Annotated in this window: 18 protein-coding genes; 10 read left to right on the top strand and 8 right to left on the bottom strand. The window is 61.8% G+C overall.

Going from position 1 to position 18,612, the window contains the following annotated elements:
• Positions 1-57 precede the first annotated feature (57 nt).
• The 3 genes from AC1D1F_RS18140 to AC1D1F_RS18130 are packed head-to-tail and all read right to left on the bottom strand — an operon-like array spanning position 58 to position 2,194.
• Complete coding sequence (locus AC1D1F_RS18140) at positions 58-843, bottom strand: class I SAM-dependent methyltransferase (RefSeq protein WP_477696385.1); 786 nt, start codon at positions 841-843, stop codon at positions 58-60.
• Entirely contained in the window at positions 843-1,352 is a 510-nt protein-coding gene (locus AC1D1F_RS18135) for a DNA-deoxyinosine glycosylase (protein ID WP_477677014.1), read from the bottom strand. The genes AC1D1F_RS18140 and AC1D1F_RS18135 overlap by 1 nt, the downstream gene beginning before the upstream one ends.
• Positions 1,349-2,194 carry a TatD family hydrolase gene (locus AC1D1F_RS18130; protein WP_477677013.1) on the bottom strand — a complete coding sequence of 282 codons (846 nt, stop codon included), beginning with the start codon at positions 2,192-2,194 and terminating at the stop codon, positions 1,349-1,351. The genes AC1D1F_RS18135 and AC1D1F_RS18130 overlap by 4 nt, the downstream gene beginning before the upstream one ends.
• A gap of 218 nt (positions 2,195-2,412) precedes the next feature.
• Here AC1D1F_RS18130 and AC1D1F_RS18125 point away from each other — a divergent pair, with 218 nt between their 5' ends.
• From AC1D1F_RS18125 to AC1D1F_RS18090, 8 genes are all read left to right on the top strand, one after another.
• Positions 2,413-3,489, top strand: a complete 1,077-nt coding sequence (locus AC1D1F_RS18125) for an extracellular solute-binding protein (protein WP_477652625.1) — start codon at positions 2,413-2,415, stop codon at positions 3,487-3,489.
• A 21-nt stretch (positions 3,490-3,510) separates the two neighbouring features.
• Positions 3,511-4,611: an ABC transporter ATP-binding protein gene (locus AC1D1F_RS18120; protein ID WP_477677011.1), complete on the top strand. Its 1,101-nt coding sequence runs from the start codon at positions 3,511-3,513 to the stop codon at positions 4,609-4,611.
• 7 nt (positions 4,612-4,618) lie between these two features.
• Entirely contained in the window at positions 4,619-5,521 is a 903-nt protein-coding gene (locus AC1D1F_RS18115) for an ABC transporter permease (protein ID WP_477677010.1), read from the top strand.
• A gap of 10 nt (positions 5,522-5,531) precedes the next feature.
• The gene (locus AC1D1F_RS18110) at positions 5,532-6,392 is read left to right on the top strand and encodes an ABC transporter permease (RefSeq protein WP_477677009.1); all 861 of its coding nucleotides are present in this window, start codon (positions 5,532-5,534) and stop codon (positions 6,390-6,392) included.
• Positions 6,393-6,598: 206 nt separating this feature from the next.
• A complete protein-coding gene (locus tag AC1D1F_RS18105; RefSeq protein WP_477677008.1) occupies positions 6,599-7,534 on the top strand; it encodes a S1C family serine protease in 936 nt (311 codons plus the stop codon).
• 45 nt (positions 7,535-7,579) lie between these two features.
• Positions 7,580-8,593: an AAA family ATPase gene (locus AC1D1F_RS18100; protein ID WP_477677007.1), complete on the top strand. Its 1,014-nt coding sequence runs from the start codon at positions 7,580-7,582 to the stop codon at positions 8,591-8,593.
• On the top strand, positions 8,574-9,533 hold the full coding sequence (locus AC1D1F_RS18095) for a DUF58 domain-containing protein (protein ID WP_477677006.1): 960 nt from the start codon (positions 8,574-8,576) through the stop codon (positions 9,531-9,533). The genes AC1D1F_RS18100 and AC1D1F_RS18095 overlap by 20 nt, the downstream gene beginning before the upstream one ends.
• Positions 9,534-9,554: 21 nt before the next feature.
• Entirely contained in the window at positions 9,555-10,655 is a 1,101-nt protein-coding gene (locus AC1D1F_RS18090; RefSeq protein ID WP_477677005.1) for a VWA domain-containing protein, read from the top strand.
• 30 nt (positions 10,656-10,685) lie between these two features.
• Here the strand turns inward: AC1D1F_RS18090 and AC1D1F_RS18085 are convergent, their stop codons facing one another.
• The 5 genes from AC1D1F_RS18085 to AC1D1F_RS18065 form a co-directional block, all read right to left on the bottom strand.
• A complete protein-coding gene (locus AC1D1F_RS18085; protein ID WP_477677004.1) occupies positions 10,686-11,585 on the bottom strand; it encodes an amino acid ABC transporter substrate-binding protein in 900 nt (299 codons plus the stop codon).
• 81 nt (positions 11,586-11,666) lie between these two features.
• On the bottom strand, positions 11,667-12,986 hold the full coding sequence (locus AC1D1F_RS18080) for a hypothetical protein (RefSeq protein WP_477696384.1): 1,320 nt from the start codon (positions 12,984-12,986) through the stop codon (positions 11,667-11,669).
• Positions 12,987-13,078: 92 nt separating this feature from the next.
• Positions 13,079-14,182 carry a molybdopterin-dependent oxidoreductase gene (locus AC1D1F_RS18075; RefSeq protein WP_477696383.1) on the bottom strand — a complete coding sequence of 368 codons (1,104 nt, stop codon included), beginning with the start codon at positions 14,180-14,182 and terminating at the stop codon, positions 13,079-13,081.
• An 8-nt stretch (positions 14,183-14,190) separates the two neighbouring features.
• Positions 14,191-15,432 (bottom strand): RidA family protein, encoded by a 1,242-nt coding sequence (locus AC1D1F_RS18070; protein WP_477696382.1) that lies wholly within the window; start codon positions 15,430-15,432, stop codon positions 14,191-14,193.
• A 10-nt stretch (positions 15,433-15,442) separates the two neighbouring features.
• Entirely contained in the window at positions 15,443-16,756 is a 1,314-nt protein-coding gene (locus tag AC1D1F_RS18065) for an amidase (protein WP_477696381.1), read from the bottom strand.
• A gap of 111 nt (positions 16,757-16,867) precedes the next feature.
• Here AC1D1F_RS18065 and AC1D1F_RS18060 point away from each other — a divergent pair, with 111 nt between their 5' ends.
• Together AC1D1F_RS18060 and AC1D1F_RS18055 are read left to right on the top strand one after the other, a co-directional pair.
• Positions 16,868-17,764: a LysR substrate-binding domain-containing protein gene (locus AC1D1F_RS18060; RefSeq protein WP_477676999.1), complete on the top strand. Its 897-nt coding sequence runs from the start codon at positions 16,868-16,870 to the stop codon at positions 17,762-17,764.
• A 164-nt stretch (positions 17,765-17,928) separates the two neighbouring features.
• A complete protein-coding gene (locus AC1D1F_RS18055) occupies positions 17,929-18,612 on the top strand; it encodes a cyclase family protein (protein WP_477676998.1) in 684 nt (227 codons plus the stop codon).

Raw genomic sequence — 18,612 nt, 5'->3', positions numbered from 1 at the left:
TGTACCCCATCCCTCGTGGCTTTTGCCACCCTGCCCGGCTTGCTTCTTAACCGAACCTTAAGCCACCGGCTTGAACAGCCGCAGCCACTTTTTGGCCGGCAGGTCCCAGCGCGACTCGATCACGCCGGCCTGCAGCAAGAGCGCGGCGCGCTCGGGCCGCGTGGGCTCGCGCTGCGCCAGCACCACGGTGTTGCCTTCGCGCGTCGGGGTGAAGGCCCACACTGCTTCAGGGCCGAAAGCTTCGGCGATCTTGGTCAGCGACTGCAGGTAGCTGGAATCGCGGCCGAAGAGGTTCACCGTCATCACGCCGTCCTCGGCCAACAGCGCGCGGCAGTCGGCGTAGAAATCGGCGCTGTCCAGCACCGGCGCGGCGGCCTCGTGGTCGTAGAGGTCCACGTGCAGCAGGTCCACCGTTCCATGGTGAGCCGGTTTCTTGATTTCAGCGGCGGCATCGGCCTCGATCACATGCAGCCGCAGGTCGTCGCGCGGCAGCTTGAACCAGACCCGGCAGGCCGTCACCACCTGCGGGTTGATCTCGACGGCCGTCACCTTCATGCGCAGCTTTTTGTAGCAGAACTTGGTCAGCGCGGCCGAGCCCAGGCCCAGCTGCATGGCGTGTTTCTTCGGCATGGCCGCCGCATCCATGAACAGCAGGCCCGCCATCATGCGCTGCACATATTCGAGCTCGATGTCGTAGGGCGCGTCGCGCAGCATGGAGCCCTGCACCCATTCGGTGCCCAGGTGCAGAAAGCGCACGTCGCCGTAGTCCGAGAAGTTGACCTCGGGCAATTCCATTGCCGCGCTCTCTTTGGCCATCGCTTTGGCCGTATCTTTTCTTTGCATCAAACCAGTCCGTGTTTTTCAAAAACTTCCCGCCAGGCCGCGAGTTTGCGCTCAAAACTCCAGGAGGCGTTCGCCGGGCTGGTTGAGGGTAACTTGTAGACCGGCAATCCCAGCGCCAGCGTGTGTCTTGAATGCTTGAAACTTTCGCCGCCGTTGTGGGCGATCGCTTCCAGCGCCGGGCACAGCCGGCGCAGGCCCGCGAGGTCGTTCACTTCGGCGTTGCGGATCGCGCTGTCCAGGCTGCCCTCGCGCTCGCAGGCCGCGTACACGTCCCACAGGCCCAGGCCTTTGGACAGCAGCCATTCAGTGCGGGCCTGGTAGCCATCAGGCCCTGCGTCCGCGGGGCCGGGAGGCCAGAGCGCCTTGAGGATTTTCCAGAAATGGTTTTGCGGGTGGCCGTAATACTGCTGCTGCGCCAGCGAGGCCGCGCCCGGGAAGCTGCCCAGGACCAGCAGGCGCGTATTGCTGGAGACCAGCGGCGCCAAGCCTTCCAGAGGCACCGCCTTCATGCGAGCAGCGCCCCAAGTTTGGGCAGCGCGTGCCGCGCATTGGCCGTGGTCGCGGCCGCCAGCGCGTCCGTGCCGATGCCACGCAGTTCCGCCACCTGCTGCGCGATGCGCGGCAGCTCGCCCGGCTCGTTGCGGCCTTGCGGCTTGCCGGCCTCGCGCTCGGCCGCCGTCGCATAGATCCAGTGCGGCGGGATGTCGGGTGAATCGGTTTCCATCACCAGCGCCTCCAGCGGCAGCTCGGCCGCCAGGCGCCTGAGCTGCAGCGCCGGCTCAAAGGTCACGGCGCCGCCGAAACCGAGCTTGAAGCCCAGCTTGAGGAACTCCTCCGCCTGCTGCGCGCTGCCGTTGAACGCATGGCCTATGCCGTGCCAGCCGCCTTCGGGCGCCAGATCACGCAGGTGCTTGAGCAGCTTGTCGGCCGAGCGCCGCACATGCAGGATCACCGGCAGGCCGTGCTTGCGCGCCAGCTTCAACTGCTCGCGGTAAAAGTGCTCCTGGCGCTCGCGCTGGGGGCTTTGCGTGAGCGCCGGCACGAAGTAGTCCAGGCCGATTTCACCGACCGCCACCAGCCGCGGGTCCTCACGCCTGAGCGCCAGCTCCGCGTCCAGCGCCTGCAGGTCCTCATCACGCGCCTGCGGCACGCACAGCGGGTGTATGCCCAAGGCATAGCTGTCCGAGAAGCGGTGCGCCAGCACACGCACCGCCTCAAAGTTGAACACCCCCACCGCCGGCAGCACGCAGTGCGCCACGCCGTTAGCGGCGGCCCGCGCGCGCACCTCGGCGACGTCGGCGGCCAGTTCCCCGGCGTCCAGGTGGCAATGCGTGTCTATCCAGAAAGTCATGGGGTGAGTAGAAGATAAGGACGATAAGTCGAAGATGGAAGAAAAAACAACAGGGCAGGACCAGTCGCCAAAGATGTTGACACAGAAATGAAATCGGGACACCCTATGCTTTTTTCAGGCGGAACACCCCTTCATGGGTTCCGGTTTTCGCCCCGGTTTCTTTTCAGCTGATCTCCCTACGTCAACCCGTCCAACTCGACATAACAAAGGAAAGCCAAATGAAATTATCCCGCCTGATGAGCCAGATTCTCGGCGCCGGCCTTGTTGCCTCCAGCCTCGCCGGCACCGCCTGGGCGCAAGACCAGAAGTTGCGGCTGATCACCTGGGCCGACTACGTCCCCGCCGACGTCGTGGCGCAGTTCAAGAAGGAAACCGGCATCGACGTCGAGCTGACGCTCTCGAACAACGAAGAGATGATCTCCAAGCTGCGCGCCACCGGCGGCGCCGGCTTCGACCTGGCCCAGCCCTCGCAGGACCGCATCACCGGCCCGCAGCAGGAGTTCGGCATCTACAAGCCCATGGACCTCAGCAAGATCAAGTCCGATCTCTTCATCCCCTCCATGCTTGAGGCCACCAAAAAGAACACCACACTCGACGGCAAGGTCTACGGCCTGCCGCACATCTGGGGCACCGACGGCCTGGTCGTCAACACCAAGCTGGCCAAGATGGCCGACTACCCCGACCTCTGCAAGGCCGAGTTCAAGGGCAAGACCGCCGTGCGCCTGAAGCGCCCCACCCTGCTGGCCTTCGCCTTCGCCTCCGGCAAGGACCCCTTCGCGCTGTACAAGGACCCGAAAGCCTACGGCGCGCTGATGGACGAAGTCGGCAAGACCATGATCGCCTGCAAGGGCAACATCAAGTTCTACTGGGACAACAAGGACCAGCTGCTCAACGGCATGCGCGCCGGTGAAGTCGTGGGCGCCATGATGTGGGACACCGGCGGCTGGAAGCTCAATGGCGAGAAACCCGAGATCCAGTTCATCGCGCCCAAGTCCGGCGCCCTCGGCTGGATAGACACCTTCGCCATCCCCGCCAAGGGCCGCAACGATGCCGCCGCCTATGCCTGGATCAACTTCAACATGCGCCCTGAGATCGCCGCCAAGGTCGCGGGCTCGGCAGGCAACTTCACCGCCTCCAAGGGCGCCGACCAGCTGGCCGACCCCAAGCTCAAGGCCCAGTTCGCCGCCAGCTTCCCTGAAGCCGCGCTGAAAAACGTCAAGTGGTACCCCGCAGTGCCCGCCGGCATCGAGGACATCGAAGGCCGCGTGCTGGACCGCATCAAGGCAGCGCAGTAAACCGCCAACGCCGCGCCCACGGTGCACGCAGACCTGCAAGCCGAGCACGTCGGTAAAACCTACGCCGGCCAGCCCGCCGTGAAGGACCTGTCCTTCACGGTGGAGCGCGGCAGCTTTTTCTCCATCCTCGGCCCCTCGGGCTGCGGCAAGACCACGCTGCTGCGCATGATCGCCGGCTTTCTGTCGCCCGACGCGGGCCAGATCCACATCGGCGGCAAGCCCATGAATGGCGTGCCGCCCAACCAGCGGCCCGTCAACATGGTGTTCCAGCACCTGGCGCTGTTCCCCATGATGTCGGTCGGCGAGAACGTCGGCTACGGCCTGGCGCGGCGCGGCCTCTCGCGCACCGACATCGCCGCCAAGGTCGGCGCCATGCTGGAGCGCGTGAGCCTGCCCGGCATGCAGGACAAGCGCGTCGACCAGCTCTCCGGCGGGCAGCGCCAGCGCGTGGCCATCGCGCGCAGCCTGGTGCTCGAGCCCACGCTGCTGCTGCTCGACGAACCGCTGGGCGCGCTCGACCTGAAGCTGCGCGAGCACATGAAGGTCGAGCTCAAGCAGCTGCAGGCCGCCTTCGGCACCACCTTTGTCTACATCACGCACGACCAGTCCGAGGCCCTGGTGCTGTCCGACCACGTGGCGGTGATGAACGCCGGCAGCTTCGAGCAGGTGGGCACGCCGCAGCAGCTCTATTACCAGCCGCAAACCCCGTTTGTGGCCGGCTTTGTCGGCGCCAACAACAAGCTGGCCGCCAGCACCGGCGCGGCCGGCGCGGAGGCCGGCGCCGTGGTCGCGCTCACCACCGGCGACGGCCTGGCCCTGCGCGCCCGCGCTGCCGGCCGGCTGCAGCCCGAGCAGGCGGTGCAGGCCTTTGTACGGCCCGAGGCCATCAACCTGGCGCGCGACGCGACCGAGCTGCCGGCCAACCACACGGTCTACGCCGGCCAGGTCGAAAGCCTGTTGTTCGACGGCGCCAACTCGGCCGTGCTGCTGCGCGAGACTGCCAGCCGCACCGAGTTCCGCATCGCGCTGCCGCAGACCGGGCGCTTCGCCGACCTGCGCATCGGCGAGACGGTGGCTTTCAGCTTCGACCCCGAGCAGGCCGTCTGCTTCGGCAACAGCTAGGCCCGCCATGCAAGCCGCGGCCGTCCTGCCTTCCACTGGTGGTTCCGGGCAGTCGCAGGCCCGGCTGATCCTGTTGCTGCTGCTGGCGCCGGCCCTGGTCTGGCTAATCGGCCTGATCGTGCTGCCGCACATAGACCTCGCCGTGCTGTCGCTGCGCGAACGCATCGCACCGCGCCAGTACACGCCCAGCTTTGCGCAGTACCGCACCTTTGTCGAGGAGCCGCTGTACTGGCACACCTTTGTGCGCACGGCGCTGATGTCCATCCTGGCCACAGTCATCACGCTGCTGCTGGCCTTCCCGATTGCGTGGACGATTGCCAAACTGGTGCGCGGCCGCGCCAAGTCGCTGCTGCTGGTGATGTGCCTGATCCCCTTCTGGGTCAGCGAAACCGTGCGCACCCTGGGCTGGATGATTTTGCTGCGCGAATCCGGCGTGCTGCCCGCCGTGCTGGTGCAACTGGGCATCACGGCTGCGCCCGTCGAGCTGCTCTACCGCGACGCCACCATCCTGGTCGGCCTGGTCTACACCTCCATGCTCTTCATGGTGGTGCCGTTGATCAGCGCGCTCGAAAGCCTGGACGACACCCTGATCGAAGCCGCCTACGACCTGGGCGGCAACGGCCCGTCCATCCTGCGCCAGATCGTGATCCCGCATGCCGCGCCCGGCATCCTGGCCGGCTGCATCGTGGTCTTCATGCTGACCCTGGGCAACTACCTCACGCCCACCTTGCTGGGCGGCAAGAACTCGCTGTGGTTCACCGAGCAGATCTACACCCAGTTCATCACGCGCTTTAACTGGGAACAAGGCGCGGCGTTTGGCTTCTTGCTGCTGGGTTTGTCTACCGCCATCGTCTGGCTCGGGCTGAAACTCACCGGCCAGAAATTCGGCGAAGTCATGAGGCGTTCATGAAAGCCTCCGCATGATCGCCTCCCTGCCCCGCCCCGCCTGGCTGCGCGCCGGCACCTGGGCCTATGCCCTGGCGTTTTTCGCCTTCCTGTTCCTGCCACTGGTGGTGGTCGCGGTGTTCGCCTTTAACGACGCGCCCTACCCGGCGCCGCCCTGGCGCGGCTTCACGCTCGACTGGTTTTTCGGCAGCAAGGCCGGCCGCAGCGGCCTGTTTGCCGACGGTCCCATGCTGGCCAGCCTCTGGACCAGCGTGGTCGTGGCCGCCTGGGTCACGGTGCTGGCCGTGCTGGTCGGCACCACCAATGCCTTTTTGATCGAACGCGCGCGCTTTCCGGGCAAGCAGGCCCTGTCTTTCCTGATGCTGGCACCGCTGGTGATTCCCGGCGTCATCCTGGGCATCTCCATCCTGGCCTTCGCCAGCCGGATGGCGCAGCTGGCCGACGACTGGTGGGGCCTGGAGCTGGATTTTTTGCGCCCCGGCCTGCCTCTGGTGGTGATAGGCCAGTTTTCCTACATCGTCTCCATCGCCACCCTGGTCATCACCGCGCGCCTGAAACGTTTTGACATCACCCTGGAAGAAGCCGCCTACAACCTGGGCGCCTCCCGCGCCGCCGTCTTCACCACCATCACCCTGCCCTACCTGAAACCCGCGCTCATAGGCGCCGCCGCGATCTCGTTTTTGATGTCCTTCGAGAACTTCAACACCACCCTGATGCTGGTCGGCTCGGATGCGCCGCTCACCGTCATGATGTACGGCCGCATGCGCGAAGGCGCCACGCCTGTGCTCAATGCGGTGAGCCTGTTCCTGATGCTGGCTTCGGCTGCGCTGGCGCTGACCCTGCTGCGCAGTCCGCCCGACACCCCGGGCCGCTGAAAGCACACGCCCCCGGGGAACCCCGCCCCAAAAGCGGGCTCCAAAGCCCCGTTACAAAGCCCTTCCCGCAGATAGCCAAATGGCGTGCATGGATGAAGGAATCGTGATACGGTGCATCTGTAAATACAGGGCCTGAAAACCGCCTTCCAACCGCTTTCCGCCCCGTATCAGCCCGGTTTTGACACTTTGACCTCAGAGGTGAACGGATGCGCAGGCCAGCCCTTTACAGCAGTTCAAACCGTCCGGCGCAGGGCGCGGGTGACGCCCAGGCGCAGCCGCCCGACGAGGCCACCACCGCGGACGCCCCTCCTCCACCTTCCCGCTTTCCCCGCGTCGCCCGGCTCGCCCAGCGCCTGGCGCGCCACCAGCTCTACCTGCTGTGGTCCGTCGTCGGCCTGCTGGCCCTGCTGCTGGCCTTCAGCTTTGCCTCGCCGCTGCGCAACCCGGCGCGCAAGCTGACCCAGGACGACATCAACGCGGCCGTGCTCAAGACCCTGGAAACCACGGTCCTGCCCTCGCCCGGCACCAAGGCCTATGACACCATCATTCCCTCGGTCGTACGCATCGTCGGCCTGGGCAAGGACAAGGACGGCAAGGAAGACGGCGAGCGCAGCGTCGGCACCGGGGTGGTCATCGTCGACAAGGGCATCATCCTGACCAACCTGCACGTGGTGCAGAACGCCCAGACCATCAAGATCACCTTCGCCGACGGCCTGGAATCCACCGCCAGCATCACCGGCGTGCAACCCGAGAACGACCTAGCCGTGCTGCAGGCCCACAAGATTCCCGACGACCTGATTGCCGCCACCATGCGTTCCACCGCCGACCTGGCCCCCGGCGACCAGGTCATGGCCGTCGGCTACCCTTTCGGCATAGGCCCCTCGGCCTCGCAGGGCGTGATCTCCGGGCTCAAGCGCAACTTCCGCTCGCCCGAAGGCAAGCAGATGATGAGCAACCTGATCCAGTTCGACGCCGCCGCCAACCCCGGCAACTCCGGCGGCCCGCTGGTCACCATGGACGGCGAGGTCATCGGCATCGTCACCGCCATCTTCAACCCCAACCAGCAGCGCACCTTTGTCGGCATAGGCTTTGCCGTGCCCATCGAGAACGCCGCCTCGGCTGCCGGCATGCCGCCGTTCTGAACTCCTTCCACACCTCCTGACCCCAGCCTCCAAGGACCCCGCCGCATGGAACAGACCACCCCGCAAAACGCCAACCACGACACCGCCCAGCTCATGGAGCAGATCCTTTATGAGGTCAAGCGCGTGGTGGTCGGGCAGGACCGCTTCCTTGAGCGCGTCATGGTCGCCATCCTGGCCCAGGGCCACCTGCTGGTCGAGGGCGTGCCCGGCCTGGCCAAGACCTTGACCATCAAGACCCTGGCCAACACCGTGCAGGGCCAGTTCAAGCGCATCCAGTTCACGCCCGACCTGGTGCCGGCCGACCTGGTCGGCACCCGCATCTACAACCAGAAAACCGGCGAGTTCAGCACCTCGCTGGGCCCCGTCTTCACCAACCTGTTGCTGGCCGACGAAATCAACCGCGCGCCGGCCAAGGTGCAAAGCGCGTTGCTGGAAGTGATGCAGGAGCGCCAGGTCACGATTGCCGGCACCACCCACAAGGTGCCCGATCCCTTTCTGGTCATGGCCACGCAGAACCCGATTGAAACCGAAGGCACCTACCCGCTGCCCGAGGCCCAGGTCGACCGCTTCATGATGAAGGTGCTGGTCGACTACCCCACCGACGAGGAAGAGTTTGTCATCGTCCAGCGCGTCACCGGCCCCGCCGTCGCCGTGAGCGCCGTCGCCACCACCGAACAGCTGGCAGCCCTGCAGGCCGAATGCCGGCGCATCTACGTCGACCCTTCGCTGGTGCAATACGCCGTGCGCCTGGTCTCAGCCACGCGCACGCCCGTCAAGCATGGGCTCAAGGATTTGCAGCGCTTCATCACCTTCGGCGCCAGCCCGCGCGCCACCATCAACCTGACCGAAGGCGCGCGCGCCCTGGCCCTGCTGCGCGGCCGCAGCTACGCCCTGCCCGAAGACATGACCGACCTGGTGCCCGACGTGCTGCGGCACCGCCTGGTGCTGTCGTATGAGGCGCTGTCCGAAGGGCTGACCGCCGACGGCCTGGTCGCCAAGATCATGGCCAAAATTCCGCCTCCAGCAAAGCCGTTGGAACATGAAAAACTCGCCGCCTGAACCGGTCAAATCCGCTGCCGCCAACGCAGACCAGCTGCTGCGCCGGCTCGAGTGGACGGTGCTGCGCCGCCTCGACGGCCTGCTGCAGGGCGACTACCGCACCCTGCTGCGCGGCACCGGCATGGACCTGGCCGACCTGCGCGAGTACCAGCACCATGACGACGTGCGCCACATCGACTGGAACGTCACCGCCCGGCTCGAACAACCCCATGTGCGCGTCTTCACCGAAGACCGCGAGATGAGCGCCTGGTTTTTGCTGGACCTGAGCCCGTCCATGGACTTCGGCTCCAGCGAGCAGCGCAAGCGCAATGTCTCGGCCGAGTTTGTCGCCGTGCTGGCCCGCATGCTGACCCGCCACGGCAACCGCGTGGGCGCCATGCTCTACGGCTCCGGCGTCGACGCCGTGATTCCCGCGCGCGGCGGCCGCCACCATGTGCTGCACTTGCTGCACACCCTGCAATCCCGCCCCGAAACGACCAACCTCGGCCCGACGCGCCTGCATGAGCTGCTCGAATCCGCCGCCAACCTGGTGCGGCGCCGCTCCACCGTGTTCGTCGTGTCCGATTTCATCACCGAACCCGGCTGGGAGAAACCGCTGGGCCAGCTGGCCCGCCGCCATGAGGTGGTGGCCGTGCGGTTGCTGGACCCGCTGGAGCTGGACCTGCCCGACCTCGGCCTGATCCCGATACGCGACGTCGAAACCGGCGAGCAATTGCTGGTCGACACGCATGACGCCGGTTTCCGCAAACGCTTTGCGCGAATCGCGGCCCAGCGCGAGGCCGACTTGCGGCAGGCGCTGGCCCGCGCCGGCGTCGACGCGCTGGAACTCTCGACCGACGACAACCTGGTCGACGCCATCATGCGCTTCACCGAACTGCGCAAGCGCCGCAGCCGGATATCGGGTGGCGCCATGCCCACCCACCTGAGGCGCGCCGCCTGACGCCGCCAAGGACATCTCACCATGAACCTCCCCAGCTGGCTCACTTCTTTCATGTCCAAATTGCCTTTGCCGACGTTTTTGTGGCCGGAATTTTTGTGGCTGCTGCTAGCCATCCCGCTGCTGGTGCTGATCTACATCTGGCTGCTGCGCCGCAAGAAAAAAATGGCATTACGGTATGCCAGCCTCTCCATCGTGCGCGAAGCCATGGGCCGCGGCCAGAGTTTCCGCCGCCATGTGCCGCCCATACTCTTCCTGCTGTCCATCGCCGCCATGCTGGTCGCGGCCTCGCGCCCCTTCGCGGTCATCAGCCTGCCATCCCAGCGCGAAACCATCATCCTCGCCATGGACGTCTCAGGCAGCATGCGCGCCGCCGACGTGCTGCCCAATCGCCTGGTTGCCGCACAGAACGCCGCCAAAGCCTTCCTCGCCGACCTGCCGCGCAATGTGCGCGTAGGCATCGTCGCCTTCGCCGGCACGGCCTCCGTCGTGCAGCAACCCACACTGAGCCGCGAAGACCTGGTCGTAGCGATCGACAAATTCCAGCTGCAGCGCGGCACCGCCATAGGCAACGGCATCGTCGTCTCGCTGGCCGAACTGTTTCCCGATGCCGGCATTGATTTAGCGTCCATGCAATACGGCCGCGAGAAACCCCGCGGCACCTCCATAGACCAGGCCCTGGCTCCCGACAAGGGCGCCAAAAAAGAATTCGTCCCCGTCGCCCCCGGCTCTTACACCTCAGGCGCCATCATCCTGCTGACCGACGGCCAGCGCACCACCGGCGTGGATTCTTTGGACGCAGCCAAAGCCGCCGCCGACCGCGGCGTGCGTGTCTATACCGTGGGCGTGGGCACGGTGGACGGGGAGACGATTGGCTTTGAAGGCTGGTCCATGCGCGTCAAGCTCGACGAGGAGACCTTGAAGGGCATCGCGCGCACCACGCAGGCTGAGTACTTCTATGCCGGCACCGCGGCGGACTTGAAGAAGGTCTATGAGACGCTCAGTTCTCGGCTGGCGATTGAGAAGAAAGAGACGGAGATTTCCGGGTTGCTGGCGCTGGTGGCGGCTGCGCTGGCTTTGGTGTCGGCTAGTTTGTCGCTGCTTTGGTTTAACCGGATTCTTTGAGAGCGCCATTGCACAGCCCCCCCTTCTTGTCTACCTCTGGCTGTAATCCTCAAGAGGTCGATCGTTAGGTGATGCCCAGGCAGCCTTCGTTGCGTTACTGGCTGGAAGACCTAATTTGGCGCCGCGCGGCGGGATCGGGCGCATAAACCACTTGTCGTAGATTTTTTCCATCTCACCACTTTTGATCAGTTCCCTGATCGTGCCGTTTATGACCTCCTTAAACTTCGGGTCATCCTTCTTTAGCATGATCGCAATCGGCTCCACACTGATGGACTCTCCGACGATCTGATAGCCACTCGGATTTCTTGAGGCGGCAATATTTCCGGCAAGAACCTGGCTATCCATCACAAACGCATCAGCTCGCCCGGATTCTAGCAAGAGGAAACTCTCCGCCATGTCTTTGCCGAAAATCTCAATGAAATCAATTTTTGCCGCGCGTTCATGCTTGCGAAGAAGCTGCACCGACGTAGTTCCTGCCGTGGTGGCAACCTTCCTTCCATTCAATTGCGACAGCGAGTTGATTCCCGAACCGACCTTCACAGCCATCCGCACCTCTTCGACATAGGTCGTCAGCGCAAATGCAACGTCCTTCTGCCGGGCAGAGTTGTTTGTCGTGGCTCCGCACTCGACGTCAATCGTGCCGTTTTGCATCAGCGGAATTCGATTCAGCGAAGTCACTGGCAAATACCGGGTCTCCAATTTTTTGTTCAAAACTCGCTCGAGATCTTGAATCATTCGTTGGCAAATTTCAACGTGGAATCCGACATACGCCCCATTGCCAGTGGTGTACGACAACGCGCCAGAGGACTCGCGCACTCCCACATGGATGACTCCAGTTTCCCGAATTCGTCCCAATGTGTCATTCGTCTGGGCAATAGCGCTCGTCACAGCCAAGGCCAGTGAGGTAAAAATAAGATAAAGCGTTTTCATGATGTCTCCTTAAGTTTTGGATTTGGTCAAAGGCCACGGTGATCGGTCGAGGTGATATCGCCGGGAATCGAATAAACAATGCTACGGATAAGGTGTTGTTAAGTGACTAGCATCGGCGGACGCATCACCAACGATCGACTCCACATTCAAGACGTACATCGAACGCGCATGCTCATGAACCGAATCTATGCAGATCTGCCGCCCATCCGGTGCCCATCGCGGATGCAAATCGCAGCGGTTCTCCTTGGAGAGAGATGGATCCGCGTAAAAGCTACCCAACTCATACCGCTTGCCAGTCCTTACGTTGTAGAGGAACAGCACACGCTCATGGGTTACACCGTCAGGATAGGTATCGCTTAGCAACCACTGCGGATCTGTTGGGGAAAACGTCATATGCCCGTTTTCAGTGAGCGTTCCCGCACCCACGACATGGACCGCCCCGATCTCGCTGTCCTCGTACAGGTGGTAATGGATCTGCCCGGCGTGCGGCCCCCAAACAATGATTTCTCCGTCTCGCCTCCACAAGGGATGCGAGATTTGATATTCAGACTTTTCATAGTCAAAAGTACCGACGGCCCCTGAGTCAAAATCCTCAGAAAGCTGCGGCAACGGATGATCCGAGCATTCAAGCAAGCGCAGATCAGAACCGTCGGGATTCATGGTGATAAGCCGGTGTAGGAAACAAGTCTCGTCCTTCACCCGCTCAGTCCAGCGATGCAGGAAAAGGACTCTTGAAGAGGAAGGACTGACCTCAATGTGGCTGACCCAATGAATAGCCTTGCGCATGGATTCCCGTGGGTGAAACGCGGCCAGTTGCGCGTAGCTCACCGCCAGGCTCGCCGCCCCCGTTGCAAGTGCCATCATCCAGATGCCATCGTCTCCGGGGCACAGTGCGGGCGCCGGCACATCTCGACCACAAGGGTAGCCAATCGTCTCGTGGGTCAAATACAGCCGCCGATAGTCAACGCAAAGCGCCCACTTGCCGTTGGGTGCTGCAACATAAATTGGCATCGGAAGTGTTCGGCTTTCACCCGTATCGACGTCCCTGATTTCTGCTGCAAAAAACGGGTAGCGAGACGAGGCGTCATCGGTCCTGACGTTATAGAGAATCTTGCGTTTGTGCTCGTCCGTGCCTCCCAACCATTGAAGTTGCGAGCCCATCTGCCAATTCCAGGCCTGGGTCTTCCCCACAGAATGAAAGACCCCGTCACCCACAGCCATGTCGAAGTAACCCACCTTTGCCACCAGGTCTTCCGTGAGGTAGGCGTCCCGCCATGGGGTCTCATGTGCCAGAAGGAATCTCCCCGACGAATCCCAGTTGGACTTGTTGTAATAGCCAAAGAAATAGTGAGCGCTGCCCGCAGCAACGCGATTCGCAGGAATGGGGTTCAGAGGATGCATTTTTTGACTTGAATAAACACAGGGACAGGATGAACCCGCAACGTCGGCAGGACGAGCTCATCGAACAAGGAGGAAAAGAATCAGCCGTCTCGCTAGGCTGCGCTAACCGTGGCTGAAAATACGGAGTTTCTGAATCCGGTGGCGGGTTGATCTCTACCCTCCCGGTCAAATGCCCGGCACATCAGGACATGCGTGCCAACGTTTGGAATCCAGGAAGCGTCGAAGTGCTGCCACGATCGTTGAAGCCGTTCATGGAGTGACGCTTCGCACCAACTGGCACCGCCATCCGTACTCACCTCTACCCTGACCACGGGAACCGAACTCCATGCCCACCCGTGAAGCCTTGAAGGATGGCCTGCAGCGACCAGATCGCCGTCCGATGGGTCAATCAGCACTGAGTGAGGCTGGATTCCCCACACGGGTGTGCGCACTTCTTGGCCGTCACGCATGACGGTATCGTTGTACATGGTGGTCGTGAAATACCCAGGGCTGCGCATCTCCCGCAGTTCCAGTCGCTCCAGCCATTTGGTCGAATTGGTGCCGTAATACCCCGGAACTACGAGACGAACCGGGCCGCCGTGCTTATCGTCGAGCTCCTGGCCATTTAGATGCGTGGCAAGCATCACGTCTCCGGCAGTCACCTCTGGCAGCGGCAGATCCTTGACGTAAGCCGGGATGTCTATCCCATGGTAGTCACCACCATCGATGCCGTACGACCAAATAAACTGGGCGCCAGGAAGCACTTCCGCTCGATCAAGTACTTCCTGCAAGCGAACACCTCCCCAGGTAACGTTTGCCACCCGGCGGACAGGCACGGTAGGATGAAACGGATGTCCCGCGCACTCGTGAACTGAACTGATGGAAACTTGCTTCATCGAAGCCAGGTCCCCCAGCGACAGCTTGATGGGACGCCGCACCTGACCGGCAATTTCCACCTGCCACTTTCTCCGATCAATCGAAGGCATGGCCATGTGACGGAGGAAGAACATCTTCTCGGCCGGCGTCGTGAAGTCCACAAGCTCTTTAAGTGGCGGTTGGCTGAGGTTTGGCATTTCCACACCTGTAGCCCAATAACGGTTCGTAGACATCTTGCTCTCCTGAAATGGCAGGATGGCGCCATCCTTCTTGAACGGCGGCATTGAAACTGTAGAGCGAAGCGAAGGCATATCTGTAACCTCCGCCTCGCCATCGTTCACTTCAACTCCTAGATTCGCGCCGCATACACTTCGATGGCGATCACAGCGCCGCCCACTGGCAACGGCGAGGCCTTGACGACAGACCTGGCCGGCGCGGTCGGGAAGTAGGTTTTCCAAACCTCATCAAACTGAGCGAAATCCGAGAGATCTGTCAGGAATACCTGAGCCTTGGCAACGTGCGAAAGATCGCTGCCAACGCTGCGCAGTGCTGCATCAATGCGTTTCAACACCCACTCGGTCTGCAATCGAATCGCTGAGGAGTAATGGGGATACGCCGGCGACACCACGCACTCGTCCGGCAGTGTCCCAGTGTCAAAGCCTGGGAAAATTCCTGCCGAAAACACCAAGTCACCGCACCTGACGGCTTCAGGGCCTCGCGGTGAGATGTTCTTTGAAACCACCAAATCGTCACCGGTATAAGCGGTCAGGTCGATCTCGATGATGGTGTCGCCCACCAGCAAAGAGCCAATGCCGGTGACGGCCAGTGCCGTGGATGCAGGGATGCCGTCACGCCAGGCTTTCAAGAATCCGCTCTCTTGTTTGGTGTCGAGCAGGAGAGCTTGTCCTTTCACAACGTCTGCGGGCCGTGCCCCGCCGGCGCTCAGCGACCCGAGCATATTGCGGATCGTGTAGTTCGATTGCTTCTGCATATCGGCCTTCGCACCGCGTCCACCCGCTTCAGGTGGGACACCGTCAATGGCATTGTGCGCCAGTTGTCCAGAAGTGAAAACGAAATCCCCCGCGCGCATCGCTTCGACTTTTTTGGTCAGCGGCCGGGGGCCATCCGAGCTGGCAGGAGACTTTGTCAAGCCGCTATCGGCGGCAAGCGAAATCAGCGAGATCTCGAGGCGGGCCCCCGGGACGAGCAAGCCGGCTGCGCCGACCGTGGTACGTGTCGGTGGATTGGGAAAGTAACGCTTCCAGACGCGATCAAAACCGGGAAAGTCGCTGCTCTCCAGCAGAAAGACATGCGCCTTGACGACAGAATCAAGCGTGCTCCCGGCTTGCTGCAAGGTGCGAGACAGCGAACGCAGGATGTACTCCGTCTGAAGCTCAGCTTCAGAGGCGAAGTAGGGAAATTTTCCATCAACTTCGGCTTCAGGAGCAATTCCATTCACCCAGTCAGTTGCCAACACTGCGGAAGTGAAGATGAATGGGCCGGCTCGCACCGCTTCGGATTGCCAGATCGGGGCAGCCGTTTTGTGTCCGCGGAAGTGAACCAATTTTGCTGGTGATAAGGTTTCGGGCATATTTGTTCCTTCAAGTTGGGTTAGTCATGAGTTGCTCAATCCAGCGTGCAATCTGAAGCAGCTGGTCGTCGTGATACTTTCTGCCCACGACCTGAACGGCCAGGGGAAGCCCGCCGGGACCGCCACCAACAGGTAACGACAGGCAGGGCAAACCCAACAGAGACCAGGACAGGCAGAACGTTGCATCGCCGGTTGTGTTCAAACCGTGGGGGGCCTCACCAGGTGTCGCAAAGCTGAGGAGTGCGTCGTATTGCATGAACAGCAGATCGATGGCCGAGGCAAGGGTTGCGGCCCTCCTTTTTGCATCGAGGTAGGCTTGCTCGGTGATTGCTTGTCCGCGCGTGACTTCGTCCATCAGCGGCGCTCCTAGCTCGCCGGCGACTGGGCTCTGCGTCTCGGCAAGCAGCGATCTCCCCATCTCGTAACGGGAGATCGTTCTCTGTAGTTCAAGAGATTCCTCGAGTTGCGAAGGCCAGTCCGCCGGGTGGACCTGTGCTCCGGCGAAACTACAGCGCCGGGCTACAGCCTCAAGCGCCTCCACTGCCGACTCTTCAGCCCTATCCACGAAAGGCCCCGGCAACAAGCCGATACGCGGAGGAGACGACAGCGGCTGAGGCATTTCAACATTCCGCATGCCACGCAGCACACTGAAAAAAAGTGCCACATCCTCCACCCTCGATGCGAAGGCACCGACGGTATCGAGTGACCACGCATAGCCCTTGGTGCCAGCCGTCGACACCGAACCGAAACTCGGCTTGAAACCAACGGCGCCGCAAAAAGCCGCCGGCCTGACGATGGAGCCTCCTGTCTGCGTTCCAGTAGCAAGTAGCACTTGATGATCCCCGACTACGGCCGCAGATCCGGCGGAAGAGCCGCCCGGCGTGTGGTTCTTGTTATGGGGGTTGGTAGTGGCACAGGGACGGCTCGCACCAAACTCGACAGTGGCCGTCTTTCCCAGGATGACCGCTCCGGCCGCCCTTGCAAGGGCAACGCAAGCCGCGTCCATCACCGGTTTGTGCCCAAGGTAGGCGGACGAGCCATAAGACGTGGGATGTGTGCGCGTATCCGATAAATCCTTCACAGCGATCGGAATGCCATGCAGTACACCCCTGCGCGGCTGTAGATCCAGCGCCGCGGCCTCGCGCAACGCCTGCACCTCGTTGAGAGAAGCCCATGCATGCAGATCCGGCTCTCGCAAAGTTGCCCGGGCAATCGCTTCTCTCACTAGTTGCACCGACGTCAGCTGGCCAGCATCAATCCTTCGGCCAGTTTCCCAAACGGATGGACTGCGAGTGGCAGAGGAAGCGACGATTTCTGAGTGCATGGACGGCAGTCTAGGACGCCAACTCCATAACAACAAATTACTTATCGATAGCCAGCTATACAGAATCGGCATACACTCAAATTGGCGACGGACCTCACACCCCAGGCGAACATGAGACCACTCAATTCCAAGCACATCGAGACCTTCCGCGCTTTCATGCAAGGCGGAACCACGACGGCCGCAGCGAAGATTCTTCACATGACCCAGCCGGCGGTCAGTCGCACGCTGTCCCATCTTCAGTTGTCCACCGGCCTGAAACTGTTTGAGATGCATCGGGGGCGGCTTCTCCCAACACCAGAGGCGAATGAACTTTTTCGCGCAGTGCAGCGGCACTTTCTTGGCCTGGAAAAGGTTGAAGAAACAGTTGCGGCCCTTCGCCAAACGGGCATTGGGGTGTTGCGCATTGCGTGTACGCCGGTCCTCGCGCTGGCCGTCCTGCCTGCCGTGATCCAGCAGTTCAAAACCGACCATACAGGCGTAAAAATCAGTCTCCAGACCGTGGGCACCTCATTTATGCGGGACGGCCTGCTAAGCGGAATTTATGACCTGGCGATCTCGACAAGCGACATTAGCGCCAAGGGCCTTGAACCTGAGCTGCTGCACCAAACACGCGCCGTATGCGTCATGAATAAGCAACTCGGATTGGCCGCCAAGCCAGGGGTCCATGTCCGCGACCTGAAGGATTTCCCCCTTCTCGTCCACGGTGCGGACGACAGTTTGCAGCAGATGCTGCAGCAGGTTCTTGCCAAACACGGAGTCACGCCCCCTTCTGTTGTCGAGACAAACTACTCCGCCACTATCTGCACCCTTGCAGCAGCGGGAGTAGGGGTGGGCATCGTGAGTTCTTATGGAGCAGCGGCTTTCCGTGACGTGGTGCACGTAGCGCCGTTCACTCCCGGCATAAAGGTGCAGACGCACCTTGCCTATGCCCCAAACTCGGCGCCGTCGCGGCTAGCCCGCGATTTTGGCGACCGGCTCGGCCTGCATTTGCGATCACAAAGATACTGACTTTTCGAACGGGCTATGCCGGCGCGGCATTGGGTTGTAGCGGAGTTTCATAGGACGCGAGCTCTGGGCAGACTCTAAAATTTGCGCATCAACTTGAGCTCGGCCTGGAGGCGATTGCGCTGGCGGCAACAGCAAGTTTGTATAGAAAATTTGAAGGTAAAAGTATGCTGATCGACCTCTCCCACACTTTCGAAGATGGAATGCCAGGCGCGCGGTTCAAAGACAGGAATGGTGATTCTGTTGAGCTAACCGCCCATCTGCGTCCATATATGACGCATTCAGAATCAGAGTGCCACTACGACGGGAAGTCATCCTTCGAAGTAACTGATGTTGCATTTCAAACTTCGGTGGGCACCAAGCTGGACGCTCCGCGCCACCGTTTTCCCGGCGCGGAGGATATTGCTTCGATCGAGTTGGATAGATTGGTTCTTACAGGTGTAGTGTCGGACCTCCGGGACACTAAACCGCGCCAACAAATCGAATGGAGTGATCTTGGGCTGCAGGGCAATCTTGAAGGGCAAGCACTGTTACTTAACTTTGGCTGGGATCGTCATTGGGGCACGGAGACATATCGATCACATCCGTTTCTCTCGAGGGATGCACTGCGGCAAGTGCAGCGTGCCGGAATAAAGCTCCTGGGAGTGGATTGCTCCAATGTTGATTCAACCAGCGACATGGAGCGCCCCGCCCACACCTGGTTTTTGCGTGATGGAATCCTGATCATTGAAAATTTAACAGGACTGTCTGCGCTCCACGGGAAGTCCTTTCGGTTCTTCGCGATCCCCCTGAAAGCACGGGAAGCCGCAGCGTTTCCCGTTAGGGCGTTCGCAGAGATTCTGGACAACTAA

It is taken from the genome of Polaromonas sp. P1_H6, assembly GCF_056405195.1.
The sequence above is the reverse complement of the archived record's forward strand: the minus strand, read 5'-3'. Positions and strand labels throughout refer to the sequence as shown.